Annotated in this window: 18 protein-coding genes; 13 read left to right on the forward strand and 5 right to left on the reverse strand. The window is 64.6% G+C overall.

The window, feature by feature from the left end:
* The first annotated feature begins 28 nt into the window (after positions 1-28).
* From I9018_RS16275 to I9018_RS16300, 6 genes are all read left to right on the forward strand, one after another.
* The gene (locus tag I9018_RS16275) at positions 29-841 is read left to right on the forward strand and encodes an AraC family transcriptional regulator (protein ID WP_241106874.1); all 813 of its coding nucleotides are present in this window, start codon (positions 29-31) and stop codon (positions 839-841) included.
* A gap of 216 nt (positions 842-1057) precedes the next feature.
* Positions 1058-1684 (forward strand): LysE family translocator, encoded by a 627-nt coding sequence (locus tag I9018_RS16280; RefSeq protein WP_241110156.1) that lies wholly within the window; start codon positions 1058-1060, stop codon positions 1682-1684.
* Between the two features lie 158 nt (positions 1685-1842).
* Positions 1843-2259, forward strand: coding sequence for an NUDIX domain-containing protein (locus I9018_RS16285; RefSeq protein WP_241106875.1), 417 nt, complete (start codon positions 1843-1845; stop codon positions 2257-2259).
* Positions 2256-3233 (forward strand): alpha/beta hydrolase, encoded by a 978-nt coding sequence (locus I9018_RS16290; protein WP_241106876.1) that lies wholly within the window; start codon positions 2256-2258, stop codon positions 3231-3233. The genes I9018_RS16285 and I9018_RS16290 overlap by 4 nt, the downstream gene beginning before the upstream one ends.
* Positions 3234-3364: 131 nt before the next feature.
* Positions 3365-3970, forward strand: coding sequence for an SCO family protein (locus I9018_RS16295; RefSeq protein ID WP_068587288.1), 606 nt, complete (start codon positions 3365-3367; stop codon positions 3968-3970).
* The gene (locus I9018_RS16300; RefSeq protein ID WP_124347670.1) at positions 3970-4479 is read left to right on the forward strand and encodes a copper chaperone PCu(A)C; all 510 of its coding nucleotides are present in this window, start codon (positions 3970-3972) and stop codon (positions 4477-4479) included. Before I9018_RS16295 ends, I9018_RS16300 begins: the two co-directional genes overlap by 1 nt.
* Positions 4480-4630: 151 nt before the next feature.
* Here the strand turns inward: I9018_RS16300 and I9018_RS16305 are convergent, their stop codons facing one another.
* Positions 4631-5248: a class I SAM-dependent methyltransferase gene (locus I9018_RS16305; protein ID WP_241106877.1), complete on the reverse strand. Its 618-nt coding sequence runs from the start codon at positions 5246-5248 to the stop codon at positions 4631-4633.
* Between the two features lie 139 nt (positions 5249-5387).
* Positions 5388-6797 carry an MFS transporter gene (locus tag I9018_RS16310; protein ID WP_241106878.1) on the reverse strand — a complete coding sequence of 470 codons (1410 nt, stop codon included), beginning with the start codon at positions 6795-6797 and terminating at the stop codon, positions 5388-5390.
* 223 nt (positions 6798-7020) lie between these two features.
* Between I9018_RS16310 and I9018_RS16315 the strand changes: the two genes are divergently transcribed.
* The 3 genes from I9018_RS16315 (at position 7021) to I9018_RS16325 (ending at position 9755) form a co-directional block, all read left to right on the forward strand.
* Positions 7021-7680 (forward strand): metalloregulator ArsR/SmtB family transcription factor, encoded by a 660-nt coding sequence (locus I9018_RS16315; RefSeq protein WP_068587290.1) that lies wholly within the window; start codon positions 7021-7023, stop codon positions 7678-7680.
* Positions 7680-9155, forward strand: a complete 1476-nt coding sequence (locus I9018_RS16320) for an alpha/beta hydrolase (protein ID WP_241106879.1) — start codon at positions 7680-7682, stop codon at positions 9153-9155. Before I9018_RS16315 ends, I9018_RS16320 begins: the two co-directional genes overlap by 1 nt.
* Before the next feature lie 81 nt (positions 9156-9236).
* Positions 9237-9755, forward strand: a complete 519-nt coding sequence (locus tag I9018_RS16325; protein ID WP_124347674.1) for a sn-glycerol-3-phosphate transporter — start codon at positions 9237-9239, stop codon at positions 9753-9755.
* Between the two features lie 116 nt (positions 9756-9871).
* Here I9018_RS16325 and I9018_RS16330 read toward each other — a convergent pair whose 3' ends face one another.
* Entirely contained in the window at positions 9872-10342 is a 471-nt protein-coding gene (locus tag I9018_RS16330) for a hypothetical protein (protein WP_241106880.1), read from the reverse strand.
* Positions 10336-10791, reverse strand: a complete 456-nt coding sequence (locus I9018_RS16335) for a glucosaminidase domain-containing protein (RefSeq protein ID WP_068587250.1) — start codon at positions 10789-10791, stop codon at positions 10336-10338. Before I9018_RS16335 ends, I9018_RS16330 begins: the two co-directional genes overlap by 7 nt.
* A gap of 312 nt (positions 10792-11103) precedes the next feature.
* Here I9018_RS16335 and I9018_RS16340 point away from each other — a divergent pair, with 312 nt between their 5' ends.
* The 4 genes from I9018_RS16340 (at position 11104) to I9018_RS16355 (ending at position 15107) form a co-directional block, all read left to right on the forward strand.
* Positions 11104-12117, forward strand: a complete 1014-nt coding sequence (locus tag I9018_RS16340) for an iron ABC transporter substrate-binding protein (protein WP_068587251.1) — start codon at positions 11104-11106, stop codon at positions 12115-12117.
* A 3-nt stretch (positions 12118-12120) separates the two neighbouring features.
* The gene (locus I9018_RS16345) at positions 12121-13731 is read left to right on the forward strand and encodes an iron ABC transporter permease (RefSeq protein ID WP_241106881.1); all 1611 of its coding nucleotides are present in this window, start codon (positions 12121-12123) and stop codon (positions 13729-13731) included.
* Positions 13728-14798 carry an ABC transporter ATP-binding protein gene (locus tag I9018_RS16350; protein ID WP_241106882.1) on the forward strand — a complete coding sequence of 357 codons (1071 nt, stop codon included), beginning with the start codon at positions 13728-13730 and terminating at the stop codon, positions 14796-14798. Before I9018_RS16345 ends, I9018_RS16350 begins: the two co-directional genes overlap by 4 nt.
* Before the next feature lie 96 nt (positions 14799-14894).
* Positions 14895-15107, forward strand: a complete 213-nt coding sequence (locus I9018_RS16355; protein ID WP_124347677.1) for a DUF4880 domain-containing protein — start codon at positions 14895-14897, stop codon at positions 15105-15107.
* Positions 15108-15117: 10 nt separating this feature from the next.
* Here the strand turns inward: I9018_RS16355 and I9018_RS16360 are convergent, their stop codons facing one another.
* Complete coding sequence (locus tag I9018_RS16360) at positions 15118-16059, reverse strand: tyrosine-type recombinase/integrase (protein ID WP_241110157.1); 942 nt, start codon at positions 16057-16059, stop codon at positions 15118-15120.
* Positions 16060-16450 lie beyond the last annotated feature (391 nt).

Here is a 16450-nt window from a genome sequence, read left to right on the forward strand (position 1 = left end):
CGCACCCGACCACCAAGGCTTGCCGCTCATGTCTTGCTCCGCCCAGTTCTGGCGCGATCCGCACCTGCCCTACGTCGAAAGCCGTCGGGCGTGTGACAGCCGTGCCAATTACAAGGCCCATAGCCACCCCACCCTTTCCATCGGCGCGGTCGACCATGGCACGAGCCTGTTCAGCGGCGCGGCGGCGGGGCCGACACTGATTCGCTCCGGCAGCCTGGTCTGGGTTCCAGCCGGTTGCGTGCATGCCTGCAATCCTCGCCCGGGCGAAGCCTGGAGCTACCAGATGCTGCACCTGGATGCCGACTGGGTAGAGGCCATTTGCCGGGAGCGCTCCCCTGGCCCCGGCGCACTTCGCGACCAGGTGCTGCTCAGCGATGATCCGGATCGCTACCAGCGCTTCTGCCAGCTCAATGCCCTGCTGTTTTCCAACGCCAGTTGGCAAGACAAGGACGTGGCGCTGATCGAGTTCGTCGGTGACTTCTCCAGCCCCGGGCAGCCGGCGATTGCCCTGGCTGCCGATCCTGCCCGGGCCAGTGCCGGCGTGCAGCGGGTGATCGCCCTGCTGCAACGGCAGCCCCAGGCCGTGAACACCCTACAGAGCCTGGCGCACCTGGCCGGGATGAGCCGCTATCAGTTGATCCGGGCCTTTCGTGCCGCTACGGGGATGACGCCCCACGCCTACCAATTGAACCAGCGCGTCATCCAGGCCCGCGCTTGCCTACAAGATGGCGAGCCTGCCGCGGCATTGGCCCAGCGCCTGGGCTTCGCCGACCAGGCGCACTTTCAACGGGTGTTCAAGGCCCACGTCGGCGTCACCCCCGGGCGGTACCGTAATGCTTGATCCCAGCAGGGGCGAAGCTTGCTTGCGAGGGTCGTGAACGGTAGCGCCTGTTGATTGGATAAACCCCGCGCGGGCAAGCCTGGCTCCTGCATTTCCTTGACGGGTCGGCATTGCCGGCGGTACCGGGCTTGATCGGCGCGCAATTTTCTTCAATACCCAAGTTCCTGGCGCACAGCAGACTTCCCGCCCTTTTGCTTGCTGGAGGTCTTGACCGTGATCGAACAGTTCCTGTTGGTGGCCGCTGCACATTTTCTGGCGCTACTGTCCCCCGGCCCCGATTTCTTCCTGGTGGCCCGCATGTCCATGGCCGGCGGTTGGCGCTCGGCCACCGGCGCCTGCGTGGGCATTGCCCTGGCCAATGGCGTCTTCATCGTCCTGGCGTTTGCCGGCGTCTCGGTGTTCAGCCCCGAAGGCCAGCTGTTCCTGGTGATCCAACTGGCCGGGTGCGCTTACCTGCTGTACATGGGCTGGTTGTTTATCCGCCATGCCGGTGCCAGCACCTTAGCCACTGTGGCTTGCGACCAGCGCTCGCAAACTGCCAGCTGGTCCCGTGGGCTGGGCATGGGGCTGGCTTCGGGCCTTCTCAACCCCAAGAACGCCCTGTTCTACGCGAGCCTGGCGTCCCTGGTCGGGGCCGGCCTGGGCAGCGGCTGGAAACTGCTCTATGGCCTGTGGATGTTCAGTGCCGTGCTAGCCTGGGATGTGCTGGTGGCCGTGGCCATCGGCAATGATCGGGTTCGCCAGCGGTTCGCCCGGGCCCTGCCGTGGTTGGAAAGAAGCACCGGAGTGATCCTGATCCTGCTGGCCCTGGCAGTGATCGGCGCGACCTGGTTGCGGCGCTAGGCAGGCCAGGAAGCGCGTCGGGAGGAAAGTTACAAATCAACAACAAACCAACAATCTGCTGTCATGCCCTTAACCGATATTGTCGGACAAGCCTCAGGCCATCGGACGGAACCCGGCGCCCCTACCCTCCCCTTTATTTCACCCAAGGAGTACTCGCCATGCCCCAACAGCCCCGCCTGGGATGCGGCGCAGCCATCGTTCGCGATGGCCAACTACTGCTGGTCAAGCGCCTGCGGGCCCCCGAGGCCGGTCACTGGGGCTTGCCCGGCGGCAAGGTCGATTGGCTGGAGCCGGTGGAGCAAGCCATGCGCCGGGAGATCCTCGAAGAGCTGGGCTTGACGCTGCAGGAGGTCAGCCTGCTCTGCGTGGTGGACCAGATCGACCCGCAACGCCAGGAGCATTGGGTCGCCCCGGTATACCTGACCTCGGCACCGGAGATGGCACCGTGCAACCTGGAGCCGGAAAAACACAGCCAGATCGCCTGGTTCGAGCTGGACCGGCTACCGCAACCCCTGACCCAGGCCACCCGTACCGCCGTGCGCGCGCTGGTGCGCATGGCCGCGGTGGAAAGTTGAGCCTCGGTATCCGCTGGGCCTGCGTCTCACTGCTGGCCGTTGCCAGCCTGGCCAGCGCCACGCCGGAGCCCTCGGCACCGCTGCCGGCACCGCAGTACCGGCAGTTGGCCCGCCCCGACGGCTCGCGAATCGACTACTACCTGCTACAACGCAATCCCCGCCTGCCGGCGCAATCGCTGCTGGTGATCCTCCAGGGCTCGGATTGCAACAGCGTGAGCCGCATCCCCAGCATCCGGAAGTTGCTCCTGGCCATGCCCGAGGCCGATGTACTGACGGTGGAGAAGTACGGCATCGATGCAACGCTGCCCTACGACCAGGACAGCGAGCGCACGGACTGCCCGGCCCCCTACTTGCTCAACGACAGCCCCAGCCAGCGTGTGACAGACCTGCAGACCGTCATCGAGCACCTGCGCCAGCGGCGGGCCTACCCGCGCATCGTCGCCCTGGGAGGCAGCGAAGGTGCGGTGATCGCCCACGCCCTGGCGGCTCGTTCGCCCGCCATCGATGCCACCGTGGCGTTCAATGGGGGTGGCCGCTGGTTCCTCGATGACCTGCTGCACAGTGTCGATAGCGCTGGTGGGGACCCGGCGCAGCAGCACCAGGCGCGCCAGGGGCTACTGGCCTTCGTCGAACAGATGCGCCGGCAACCGGCGGCCGACGTGCAAGCCAGTGGCCATGGCAGTCGCTGGTGGCAAGAAGTGCTGGAACTGGATCAACAAGCGCTGCTACAGGCCAGCCGCGTGCCGGCGTTGATCATCCAGGCCTCGGCCGATGAGGCAGTATCGGTCAACGCAGTGACCGACCTGATCGAGCAACTGCGTCGCAACGGCCGGTCGAACCTGACATTTCGCGCCTATCCCGGCCTCGACCATCGACTGAGCGACCGCGACGGACAGAGCCAGATGGCCGCCGTGGTGCAGGACATCGCCCTGTGGCTCAGGCAGTTGCCGACGGTCGCGGATGAGCATGGCTGAGGCCGGCCACGGGCCAGTGAAGTGCGACCGATGGCCGCAGGCTTTGGTCTAATTAGCCCGCCGCGGCCCTCGTCCGTTTGTTACCATGCGCGGGTTTTTTGCCTGTCTGGCTGTTCAAAGGGCGTTATTTCATGAGTGTTTTACTGACTCGCCGCACGCTGCTCACCAGCGCCGGAGTACTCGGCCTGGGCCTGCTGGCCGGTTGCGACAATAGTCCCCGGCTGTCCTTCAAGTACGGCAAGGACCTGAGCAATCAGATCCTCGGCCGTACCTTCAAACTCACCGATTCCCAGGGCGAAACCAAGTCGCTGTCCAGCTACCGCGGCCTGATGCCAATGATCTTCTTCGGCTTCACCCAATGCCCGGCGGTCTGCCCCACGACCCTGGCCCGGGCGGCACAGGCCAAGAAGCTGATGGGCCGCGACGGCGATCGCCTCAAGGTGGTGTTCATCACCCTGGACCCGGAACGCGACACCCCTGCCGTACTGGATGCCTACGTCAAGGCGTTCGATCCCAGCTTCGAAGCGCTGTACGGCACCCTGGAGGAAACCGCGGCCACGGCCAAGGAGTTCGGCGTGTTCTACGAGAAGATCCCCAGCGGCGATACCTATACCCTCTCGCACACCGCCACCAGTTTTGTCTACGACTCACGGGGCACCTTGCGCCTGGGCCTGTCCCAGTCCCTCAACGCCCAGGAGTGCGCAGAAGATCTGCTCACCGTCATGGAGGTCTGTTAATGACTCTGCAACCCCGCCCATCCCGTCTCAAATCCGCCCTGCTGCTGGCCTCCCTGCTGGGCCTGGCCAATGCCGCCAGCGCCGCGACCCAGGTCGACAACGCCTGGGTCCGCGCCACCGTCGCCGGCCAGCACGCCAGCGGCGCCTTCATGGACATCACCGCCAGCAGCGATAGCAAGCTGGTCCAGGTGCAGTCGCCCGTGGCCAAGAACGTGCAGATCCACCAGTCGAGCATGCACAACGATGTGATGAGCATGCAGCAAGTGGATGCCGTCGCCCTGCCGGCCGGCCAGAAGGTCAGCCTGGATACCCACGGCTACCACGTGATGCTCATGGAGCTGACCGGCCAGATCAAGGCCGGCGACAAGGTGCCATTGACGCTGATCGTGGAAAACGCCAAGGGCGAGAAGGAAAGCATCAAGGTCGATGCCGAGGCCCGCGCCCTGAATGCGCCAGACCACGGTTCCATGGACCATGGTTCGATGGATCACAGCATGATGAAGCACTGAGGCCAGCCTCGCTCCCACACGCTGTACGGTCCTGAAAAAGCCGCTGCCCACACCGGGCAGCGGCTTTTTTCATTTGGGCCACCCGGTACCGGCGTTGCCAGGGGCGAACCTGCCTGTACCGCACAAGCTGGCTGTAGGCAGGCGTTGTGTTTCAGTCAAGGCCACGCGCCAGCCACACCGTGAACCCGCAGCAATCGGGATCTTCGCTGACATGCCGGACCACCTCGAAGCCATGGGTATCGAGCAGCGTGCAGTATTCGCCGGGATCAAGGCTGGCATGGTAGAGCGCCTCGCCCTCGAACTCACCAATGGCCTCGCCGGCTGCCGGGCCACTGGTGAACATCAGGGCGCAGCCTGGCCGGGCATGGCGCTCGAACACGGCAAACATGGCTCGCTGGTCATCGGGCGCCAGATGAAACAGGCTGTTCCAGGCCAGAATGCCGTCGAAATCTTCGTTCAAGGCCAGCGTGCGCATGTCGGCGTGGATCCAGCGTTGGTTGGCATGGCGCTGTTGGCACAGCTCCAGCAGCGTCGTCGAACTGTCGACCCCGGTCAGCGCACAGCCGTTGTCGATCAGGTGGCTTGCCATGGGGTCCGCACCGCCGCACCCCAGGTCGAGTACCAGGTGGCCATCGCCCATGAGCTGGCGAAAGCGCTGTAACCACACCCGCTCGCCTTCGAAGCCCCGGGTATGGGTGCGACGCCCCCTATCCCAAGCCTGGGCGTGGCGCTGGTACAACTGGACGATATGGCGGGCAGAGTCATGCATGCATCGAACTTCCATGTGGGCGGTAAACACGACGCCGATTAAACCCTGGACAGGCAAGCATCACAATCCACGGTTTCGGCGGCGTCCGCCTGGCGCGCCAGCCCACGCAGTTTTGTGCCATGCGAACAATCATCGTGGGCTACATGCTAGGGACCGCTGCAGGTTGGCGCTGGGCCTGGCGCACCGAGACGAACAACAACAGCGACAGGCCAGCGTACAGTCCGAACAGCCAACGGGCCGCTTGGGCCGCGCCATCGCTGCCAGCGCCCGAGCCCAGGCCCGCCAGGTTGACGATCATGCCAGCCAGGGCCGCCCCCAGGGCCGTAGCCACCAGTTGCACCGTGGTGATCGAGGCGCCGGCCAGTTCCTTCTGATCCTCAGGAGCGCGCTCCAGGACCTGGGACAACAGGTGGGGCCAGGCCAGGCCGATCCCCACCCCCACCGACACCATTGCCAGGCCTATGGCTCCCAGGCTCACCAGGCTGGTGGCCGCTGGCATGGCCCAGAACGCCAGGAGCAGGCCGGCGACCACCAGGAACGGCCCGCAGGCCACCGCCCGGGCTGCCCCTTGGGGGCTGCGGCCAGAGCTGAAGAGCGCGCCCAGGGTCCAGCCTGCGGCCATCAGTGCGGCAATGTAGCCCGCCAGCAACGGCGTTTGCTGATGCAGTACCTGGAGAAACAACGGCACGAAGACTTCGCTGGTCATGCCCACCACCAGCAACGCCATGGACAGGTACAGCGCTGCAAGGGCACTGCCCGATGCCAGGCTGCCCCTCGGCAACAGCCGCTGCGCGCTGCGGTTTTCCAGGACGCCAACCCATGCCAGCAGGCCCAGGCCGACCCCCAGCCCCACGGCGTTGTACAGCACCGAGGTGCTGATGCTGCCAATGGAGATCGCCAGCACCGTGACCGTCAGCAGAACCAGCTGCAACCCGGGAATCGGACTGCGGGCCGCAGGCTCTTGGCGCTGGCCGGGTAGCAAGGCCATGGCCAGCAGCATGAACAGCAACGTGCAGGGAATCAGCACCCAGAACGCCGCACGCCAGGCGCCATGCTCGGCAAAGACCCCGCCCACCGCCGGCCCGATCAGGGTGGCTGCGCCCCACATCGCCGAAATCAGCGCCATGGCCCGGGGCCACAGCGGCTCCTGGAACACCAGGCGGATCATCGCGTAGGGCAAGGCGAACAACAGCCCGCCGCCCAAGCCCTGGACGCTGCGCCCGGCGATCAGCCAGGCCATGTCCTGCGCCAGCCCGCACAGGCCGCACCCCAGCATGAAGACCAGGGCCGCCAGGGCGTAGGCAAGCTTGGGTCCCAACTTCGCCAGGACCCGGGTAGACAGGACCGAGCCGATGATCGAGGCCACCACGAACAATGTGGTGTTCCAGGCGTAGTAATCCAGGCCGCCGATGTCCTTGACCACCGAGGGCAGCAAAGTGGTGACCAGGTAGACGTTGATTGCGTGCAGCGCGACGCCGCCGGCCAGGGCCGCGGAGCGTAACCCGTTCCTGCCCGATAGCAAGGCCGACCAACCCGTTGTCGATGCCATGGTGTGTTCCTGTCTGGTTATTCGAGAAGGCGCCAATGTATTACACAAGTATTTACTTTGATAATTAGTTTTTTCCATGCCCCTGTTGGCCCCAGGACGATCAGGACTTGGCGATTCGCCAGGCCAAGGCTTGCAGGCCTGTTATGCTTGCCCGGTCGCCAGCCACTGGCAGGCCACCGAATTTTCCTATCCGCCTATTGGTTAATGGCCCCGCATGTCTTCGATGTCCCCTCAAGCCGACAAGAAAAACCCCGGCGCCACCGCCGAGCGCATTCTGTATCTGCTCAAGACCCGTGGCCCGCTGAAAACCGCCGACCTGGCACCGTTGCTGGAGATCTCCCAGGAGGCGGCTCGCCAGCAATTGCAGAAGCTGGTGGACAGCGAACTCATCAGCGGGCAACTGATGCCGGCCCAGGGCGCAGGTCGGCCCTCGCAGAAGTGGGTCTTGACCGAACAGGCCCAGGCGCGTTTTCCCGATACCCACGCCAACCTGACCTTGCAATTGATCGACTCGATTCGCGCGGTGTATGGCGCCGACGGCGTGGAGCGCATCGTCAGCGATATGGAGCGCATCAACACCGCCGAATACCTTGGCGCCTGCAGTCCATTGCCGTCCCTGGAGGCACGGGTCCGGGCGCTGGCGCAGATCCGCGAGGTAGCCGGCTACATGGCCCATGTCGAACCCGATGGCGATGCTTGGCTGCTGATCGAAAGCCATTGCCCGATCTGCGTCGCGGCCCGGCAATGCCAGGGCTTCTGCCGCTCCGAATTACAGGTGTTCCAGGCCGCCATCGGTGAACTGGGCCATGTGCAGCGGGTGGAGCACTTGATCACTGGCGATCGCCGCTGCGTATACCGCATCAGCGCCGTGGAGCCGCATTGATGGCGCCCCTGCTGTGGCGCCTGCTGAAACAGGCAGGCCTGGTGCTCGGGATCGCAGGAGTGACCCTGCTGGCCTGGCGAGCCTACGACAGTGCGGCGGGCCCGGCGCTGCAACCCTGGCACCTGCATGTGCCCCATGAACTCGATGCCGAGCAACTCGACCGGGCAGACTGGGCCACCTGGCTCAAGGCCGAGGAGCGGGTGTTCGCCGAAGTTGAGCAACAGGTCAGCGCAACCCTCGATCCCGCCCAGGTGCCGGCCTTCAATCGCTATCGCCAGGACAGCAGGACCTACCCGCCAGCGTTCGCCACGAACTGGAACCACTCCTACATACTGCGCCCCAAAGGCCGGCCACAAGGTGTGGTGGTACTGGTGCATGGCCTTACAGACTCGCCCTACAGCCTGCGCCATGTCGCCCGTCGCTATGTCGAGCACGGCTACCTGGCCATCGGCCTGCGCTTGCCCGGTCACGGCACGGTACCCGCGGGCCTGACCGATGCGCGCTGGCAGGACTGGCTGGCCGCGACCCGCATGGCGCTACGCACCGCCCGCCAGGAAGTGCCGGCCCCGGCGCCCTTGCATATCGTTGGCTACTCCAACGGCGGCGCCCTGGCGGTCAAGTACGCCCTGGACGCCCTGGCCGATCCACGCCTGCCCCAGGCCCAGCGCCTGGTGCTGATCTCGCCAATGATCGGGGTGGCGGCGTCCGCGCGTTTTGCCGGGTTGGCCGCGTGGCCCGCAGTGTTCCCGGCCTTCAGCAAGGCGGCTTGGCTGAACCTGCGTCCAGAGTACAACCCGTTCAAGTACAACTCGTTCCCGGTCAACGGCGCACGCCAGTCCTGGTTGCTCACCGATGCCCTGCAAAGCCAGTTGCTGGCCCTGGCGGAGGATCCGCGATTGGCCAACCTGCCACCGATCCTGAGCTTCCAGTCGCTGACCGACGCCACCGTCAGCACTCGGGCGCTGGTCGATGGGTTGTACCAGCGGTTGCCAGCCAACGGCAGCGAGCTGGTGATCTTCGACCTCAACCGCGCCCGGGATTTCGAAGGCCTGCTGGACCCGGCGAGCGTCACCTCCCTGGCCGGGCTGCTGCCACCTCCGCCCCGCCGCTACACGACGCAGGTGCTGACCAACAGTGGCAGCGCCAGCATGGCCATGGAGCTGCAGACCACCACCGCCGCCAGCGAGCACAGCACTCGCCAGCCCCTGGACCTGGCCTATCCGCCGGAAGTGTTTTCCCTGTCCCACGTGGCCCTGCCCTTCCCCCTGGATGACGCCCTGTACGGGACCCAGCCATCGACTGCCGAAGACTTCGGGGTACACCTGGGTACCGTGGCGGCCCGGGGCGAGCGTGGGGTGCTGGTCGTTCCGATGGATGAGTTGATGCGCCTGACCGCCAATCCATTCTTTCCCTACCTGATCCAGCGCATCGAGGCGGATATAGATCATGCAACAGTTTCAGCATTGATCCGGTGAATGGCCTACTGCTAGCGTCCCGTCCCTTTCGCTCCCTTGATGCACGAGGGGGCACGACTGCCCCTCGGGCAGGGAGTGAGCATGCTAATCAAGAATCGCCTCCAGGCCCTGCGCCTCGGTCTTCTTCGCCAGCGATACAGCGTTGCCTGCCTCGGTGGCGCGCTACTGCTGGCCGCCAGCCAGACCAGCCAGGGCGCCCCGCAACAGGACTATTGGTACCTGCAGACCAGCGCCTATACCCAGCACTGGAAGCATGACCCCGACCACAACAACCACCAGGACCTGGCCGGCCTGGAACGCAATTACGCCGATGGCCAGCTCTGGGGCCTGAGCACTTTTCGCAATTCCTTCTCCCAGCGCTCCTACTACGCCTATGCAGGCAAGGCCTGGGAAAACGCCAGCTGGCCGGTCTACGCCAAGCTCAGCGGCGGCCTGATCCAGGGCTACAAGGGCAAGTACAAGGACAAAATTCCACTCAACCACTTCGGCGTGGCCCCGGCCCTGATTCCGGCCATTGGCGCCCACTACGGCCCGCTCGGGACCGAGGTGGTGCTACTGGGCAGCGCCGCGATGATGGTCAACCTCGGCTACCGCTTCTGAAGCCATGCGGGGCGTATCGGTTCAGTGCCCGGACAGGTGCCTTGGCGATACTGCTGGTGACCGGCCAGGCGCCAGAGCCTGGCCGGTCACCGCTCGACTGGACGCGCCGGGCAGTCTTATTTTTCGTCCTCGCAACCCAGCCCCTGGCGCTGGGGCTCTTCATCCACCAAGGTCTTGCCGGTGCGCCCCATGATCTGCCCTTGCAAGGCCCGCAGTTCACCACCATCGAGGCGCTTGCAGCTGTTGATTTCCCAAACATCGCCGGTATTCAGGCTCACCGAGAACAACCCCCAGTACTCGGTGGCACCGGCCTTGGGATCGTTGTAGCCCAGGCTGAAATCGAAGTACCCCGGATGAGGGGGCTTGCCGCTCTCATCCTGCAGGTCGCCATCGACGAAGACTCCCGGCTTGCTCATCGGGTAGTCCTGGTGCTTGAGGGCCACCAGCAGCACCTGTTGGGCTTGTTCGCGGCTCAACCCGGTGGAGGCGATCTGGGTCGGCTGCAACGCGGATTGGGCACAGGCACTGAGCCCCGCACAGGCCAGGGACAGGCCCAGCCCCCAGGAAACGGCCGTGGCCCTCAGCATGCCAGCCGCCCCCTGACTGCAACGATGATGTCCGCCAGGTATTTGGCGAAGCCATTGCGCCCACCCGTGGCCGCGTCCCCGCTGTTGTAGCCGCTGCGTACCAGGGCCTGGGCAAACTCCATGGGCTCACGCTTGCCCCGTACCGAACCGCCATAACGCTGGGCGAAGGACTGTGCCGATTGCTGGAATGAGGCGAACTTGGCGACCTTGATCGCCGCATTGCCCTGGGGCGACTCGGCGCCGCTCTGCAGCGGCGCCGGGGCATGCATGGAAAAATAGTTATTGAGATCCCGGGCAATCCGCCCGGTACCGTATTGGCTTTCCTGGGCAGCCAGGCCGAGGATGTTCTCCACCGGCAGGTCCAGTTGATCAGCGATTGGCTGGCACACGGCCTTGTACTTGCTGACAAAGGTCACGGCACTGATGTTGTTGCACAGTCTGGCGCTCATCGGTCTTCCCTCATGATGTGTCAATTCCATTTCCAGCGATTTTCCGGCGCTGAGTATAAATCAGCGCCAGGGCCTTGCCTGCGCCTTTCTTAACCTGCTCCACCCAAGCTGTGGCACACATCACAGGCCATTCGGCATGAGCTCGGCCATGACAGGAATTACGCATAAATTTGACGATTTTTTCTTGTTTGCCGCTCTACATTGCGCCCAGCTTTCACCTGCAAATGATTCCCATTGGTCAACGTGAAACGGCGACTTCCCAAGCCAAGGTCCGGACCGATGCCTCCAAAAAAACCAGGAGCTGCCTTCACCATGGCCATTCGTACCCCCTCTCTCTTCAAGTCCGCCCTGCTCGCCGGCGCCGTGATGGCTGCCGGGCATGCCTGGGCGGCGGATGCCGACGGCATCCTGGTCTACAACGCCCAGCATGAGGGCCTGACCAAGGCCTGGGTCGAAGGTTTTACCCGCGACACCGGGATCAAGGTCACCCTGCGCAATGGCGATGACAGCGAGATGGGCAACCAGCTGGTGCAGGAAGGCAATGCTTCCCCGGCAGACGTGTTTCTGACAGAGAACTCCCCGGCCATGGCCCTGGTGGATAACGCCGGGCTGCTGGCCAAGGTCGCTCCGACCACCCTCGAGCAGGTCGGCGCCGCTTACCGGCCGAGCCATGGCAACTGGGTGGGGATCGCAGCCCGCTCCACCGTGTTCGTCTACAACCCGACCAAGCTCGACTCCGGCCAGTTGCCCAAGTCGCTGATGGACCTGGCAACACCGGCCTGGAAAGGCCGGTGGGCCGCCTCGCCCGCCGGGGCTGACTTCCAGGCCATCGTCAGTGCCGTCCTGGAGCTCAAGGGCGAAGCCGCCACCCTGGAATGGCTCAAGGGCATCAAGGCCAATGCCAGCCTGTATCGCGGCAACAGCGCGGTGCTCAAGGCCGTCAATGCCGGCCAGGTGGACAGTGGCGTGATCTATCACTACTACAGCTTCGTCGACCAGTCCAAGACCGGGGAAAACAGCAAGAACACCGCGCTGTACTACTTCAAGCACCAGGACCCGGGGGCTTTCGTCAGCCTTTCCGGAGGTGGCGTACTGGCCTCCAGCAAGCACCAGGAACAAGCCCAGGCCTTCCTCAAGTGGATTACCAGCAAGCAGGGCCAAGAGGTACTCAAGAGCGGTCGCTCATTCGAATATGCCGTGGGCCAGGACGCGCCATCCAATTCGCAACTGGTGCCCCTGGCCGAACTGGATGCCCCCAAGGTCGATGCCGCCAGGCTCAACAGCAAGAAAGCCGTGGACCTGATGGGCCAGGCCGGTCTCCTGTAAGCCATGGCAGACGACCTGTCGCTGTCCAACGCCGCCGATATCGGCAAGGCCCGGGGCACCACGCTGGCCGGCTATCGCCGTCGTGGCCTGGGCCCGGGGGCCGTGCCGTGGCTGTCGGCAACGGCCTTGCTGGTGTCGTTGCTGGCCTTGCTGCCCCTGGGGTTCGTCGTTGGCATCTCGATCCAGACCGGCTGGGCGACCATTGCCCAATTGCTGTTGCGCCCACGGGTCTTGGAGCTGCTGTACAACACCCTGTTGCTGCTGGCCCTGACGCTGCCCTTGTGCGTGCTGCTGGGCGTGGCCCTGGCCTGGCTCACAGAGCGCACCGACCTGCCGGGGCGCCGGGCCTGGTCCCTGCTGGCGGTGGCCCCCCTGGCCGTACCGGCGTTCGTTCACAGCTATGCCTGGGTCAGCCTGCTGCCGACCCTGCATGGATTGCCGGCCGCCGTGCTGGTGTCGGTGATTGCCTATTTCCCTTTCATTTACCTACCGGTCGCTGCCTCCTTGCGCCGGCTCGACCCGGCTATCGAAGACGTTGCCGAGTCCCTGGGGCTACGGCCCTGGCCACTGTTCCTGCGGGTAGTCCTGCCACAACTGCGCCTGGCCATCGGCGGCGGTGCGTTGCTGGTGGGCCTGCACTTGCTGGCCGAGTATGGCCTCTACGCGATGATTCGCTTCGATACCTTCACCACCGCCATCTATGACCAGTTCCAGTCCACCTATAACGGACCTGCGGCCAATATGTTGGCCGGGGTGCTGGTGCTGTGCTGCCTGCTGTTGCTGACGATCGAGTCTGCCAGTCGGGGTCATGCCCGCTACGCCCGGGTCGGTTCCGGCAGCCCCAGGGCACAACGTGCCGTGCGCTTGCAGGCGATTTCGCGCTACGCCGGCCTGGGGCTGACGATACTCACCAGCCTCCTGGCCCTGGGCGTTCCCCTATGGACCCTGGGCAAGTGGTTGCTGGCCGGCGGGATGGCCGTCTGGCAAAGCGCGGACTTGCTGCCCAGCCTGCAACAGACCCTGGTCCTGGCCAGCCTCGGCGCATTGCTGACCACCCTGGTCGCCCTGCCCCTGGCCTGGTTGTCGATCCGCGCCCCGGGCCCGTTGCTGCGGCTGCTGGAAAGCTGCAACTACATCAGCAGCTCCCTGCCGGGCATCGTCGTTGCCCTGGCGCTGGTGACCATCACCGTAAAATTCGCCCGGCCGCTTTACCAGACCAGCCTTTGCGTACTCCTGGCCTACGCCCTGATGTTCCTGCCCCGGGCGCTGGTCAGCTTGCGGGCCGGCATCGCCCAGGCCCCGGTGGAGCTGGAAAACATCGCTCGCAGCCTGGGCCGTGGACCGCTGCAGGCCCTGTGGTGGATCACCCTGCGCCTGGCGGCACCGGGGGCGGCGGCCGGGGCGGCGCTGGTGTTCCTGGCCATCAGCAACGAGCTGACGGCCACCCTGCTGCTGGCACCCAACGGCACCCGGACCCTGGCGACCGGGTTCTGGGCCATGACCAGCGAAATCGACTACGCCGCGGCAGCGCCCTATGCCTTGCTGATGATTGTGCTTTCACTGCCGTTGACCGGCCTTCTCTACCAACAGTCCAGGCGCAGCGCAGGCCGATGAATACCCTTGAACTCCATGCAGTGCACAAATCCTTCGGCCCAGTAGCGGCGCTGACCGATATCAACCTTTGCGTCCCCTCTGGCAGTCGCACGGCAATCGTCGGCCCCTCGGGCTCCGGCAAGACCACTCTTTTGCGCATGATTGCCGGTTTCGAATTCCCCGACCGTGGGCACATTACCCTCGACGGCCAGGTCATGGTCGACGACCGGGGCGCAGTGCCTGCCCACCAGCGCCTGATTGGCTATGTCCCGCAGGATGGCGCGCTGTTCCCACACTTGAGCGTGGCGGCCAATGTCGGTTTCGGCCTGCCAGGGAGCCTGGACAGCAAGCGCCAGCGCATCGCTGAACTGCTGGAAATGGTCGCCCTGGAGGCCAACATGGCAACACGCTGGCCCCATGAGCTGTCCGGCGGCCAGCAACAACGAGTGGCCCTGGCTCGCGCCCTGGCCCAGCGCCCGCGGCTGATGCTGCTGGATGAGCCCTTCTCCGCCCTGGATACCGGCTTGCGGGCCTCGATGCGCAAGACCGTCGCCCGCCTGCTGGCCGCTGCCGGAGTGACCACGGTCCTGGTTACCCACGATCAGGCCGAGGCCTTGTCCTTTGCCGACCAACTGGTGGTCATGCGCCAGGGTCGGTTGATCCAGGCCGGCCCTCCCCTGGAGCTGTACCAGCACCCGCAGGATGCGCAGACGGCGTTGTTCCTGGGCGATGCCGTGCTGCTACCGGCGCACCTGGACAACGGCCTGGCCCACTGCGACCTCGGCGTGCTGCCTGTACGCGATTCGGCTGCCAGGGGCCAAGCCACGATCATGTTGCGCCCGGAGCAATTGCAACTGGCTCCAGAGGCCCCGGGAAGCGGGGTCGCCTCCGGTTGCGTCGCCGTGGTCAAAGATTGCGACTTCGCCGGCAACACCTGCACCCTCAATGTCGCCCTGGCCACCGCTAGCGGTGGCGAGCAGCTGCTGCCGGTACGCAATCAGGGCCCCCACCTGCCGGCCCCGGGTACTCGGGTAAGGATCTCTACCCAGGGCCTGGCGCATGTCCTGGGTGCGACAACAGCAACTTGAGCCACGCCTTGGCGGCGCACGCGATTGGGCCTGATACTGGCGCGATACCCGCCCATGGCGGGTGCAGTGAGCTCCACTTTGAACAAGGATTGAACAATGACCGAGCCTGCCAGCGCAGCAGACGAGTACGTAATGATGCAGGCGGCCCACTGGTGCATCCGCCTGCGCGAGGACGATTGCAGCCTCGCGGAACGCCAGGCCTTCGAGGACTGGCTACTGAGCGACCCGAGCCACGCCTGTGAGTACTCCAGGATGCTGGAAGTCTGGGATCTGACCGGCCAGCTCGTTCCCGGCACGCCGGCAGCCTGAGGCCGGCGGATTACAGGTCGAAACGGTCGATGGCGCGACGACGTTCGTTGTCGTCGCGCAGGTCATAGCTGGCGGTGGTCTGGATATTGGTGTGGTGGGCCAGTTTCTGGGCGATCGACAGGTCATGCTCTTCGATCACCCGGGTAATGAACGAGCGACGAAAATCATGGGGCATGATCCGCAAGCCCACCTCGGCTCCTCGCTGCCGGGCGATGTAGTAGATGGCATGCTTGCTGATACGTTCACGGGTGATATGGCCGCCGCGGCGAATGCGATTGAACAGGAACGGATCATCGGCCTGCCCCTCGGGCAGGCATTCGCGGCGCAGGTCGAGCCAGGCTTGCAGCTTGTGGAAGGCCCAGGCCGGCGCGTACTTGATCAACTGCTTGTTGCCCTTGGCCAGCACCTCGAGGCTGCGCTGGTCGAAGTCCACCTGGGCCAGGTCAAGGTTCACCGATTCCGACTTGCGCATGCCCGAGCCATAGAGCACCGCGATGATCGCCGCGTCACGCACTCCCTGGGGCCGCGGATCCGCCGCGCACACGCCCATCAGGTCCTGGATCAGGGAACGTCGCAGGTTGCGGCCGCGCCCCAGGCGCGTGCCGGCGATGGGCTTTACCGAGCGCATCTTGAGCAGATGATCCTGGCTGATCAGGCTGGCCCGCCAGGCCTCGTTCATGACTCCGCGCAGGGCATTGACGTACAGCGAAGAGGTATTGGGGGCGTAGCCATCGCGACGCAAGGTCGCGACCAGGGCGGTGACATGCTCCGGCTGCAGTTGGTGCCAGGGAATGTCCTCAAGGTTCATGTCCTCATACCCCAGGCGGTCGGCCGCGTCCTGCAACACATAACGCAGGGTCGACTGGCTGGAGGGCGCCAATCGCGCCAGGTACAGGCTCAAGGGATTGGTCGCGCCGATGTTTTCGCTGGCTTGTTCGATGGGCACCGTCATGGACATATGTAACAAACCGGTTGCACTTGATTGCGCCTTGGCCAGTTGCGAAAAATCCCTGGGTTGCACCCTTTTCTGCTCGCCTTAAACCCGCTAAAACTGGCGGCTACAGCCAATTGATGAACAAAATTAACAAGAAACTGAACCCTGCCTGTCTGGCTCGCAGAAAAACGGACTTTTACCTTATTTTTCATATTCGTTTCACATTTTTCCGCTTAATCTCAGCCACCGACGGCCAAGGGTCTTAGTGCAGTCCTTTCGCAGGTTGCAAAGATAACACCTTGATCCACATTTACTTTTCACAAAACTAGTCTTTACTCATTTGCTGCATGGAATGCCACGCTGGCTCAATCAACTGGATGCGCCTGATGACTGCTTGACCTCCCCGCGT

It is taken from the genome of Pseudomonas sp. MPFS (assembly GCF_022537035.1).
GTDB classification, from domain to species: Bacteria; Pseudomonadota; Gammaproteobacteria; order Pseudomonadales; family Pseudomonadaceae; genus Aquipseudomonas; species Aquipseudomonas sessilinigenes.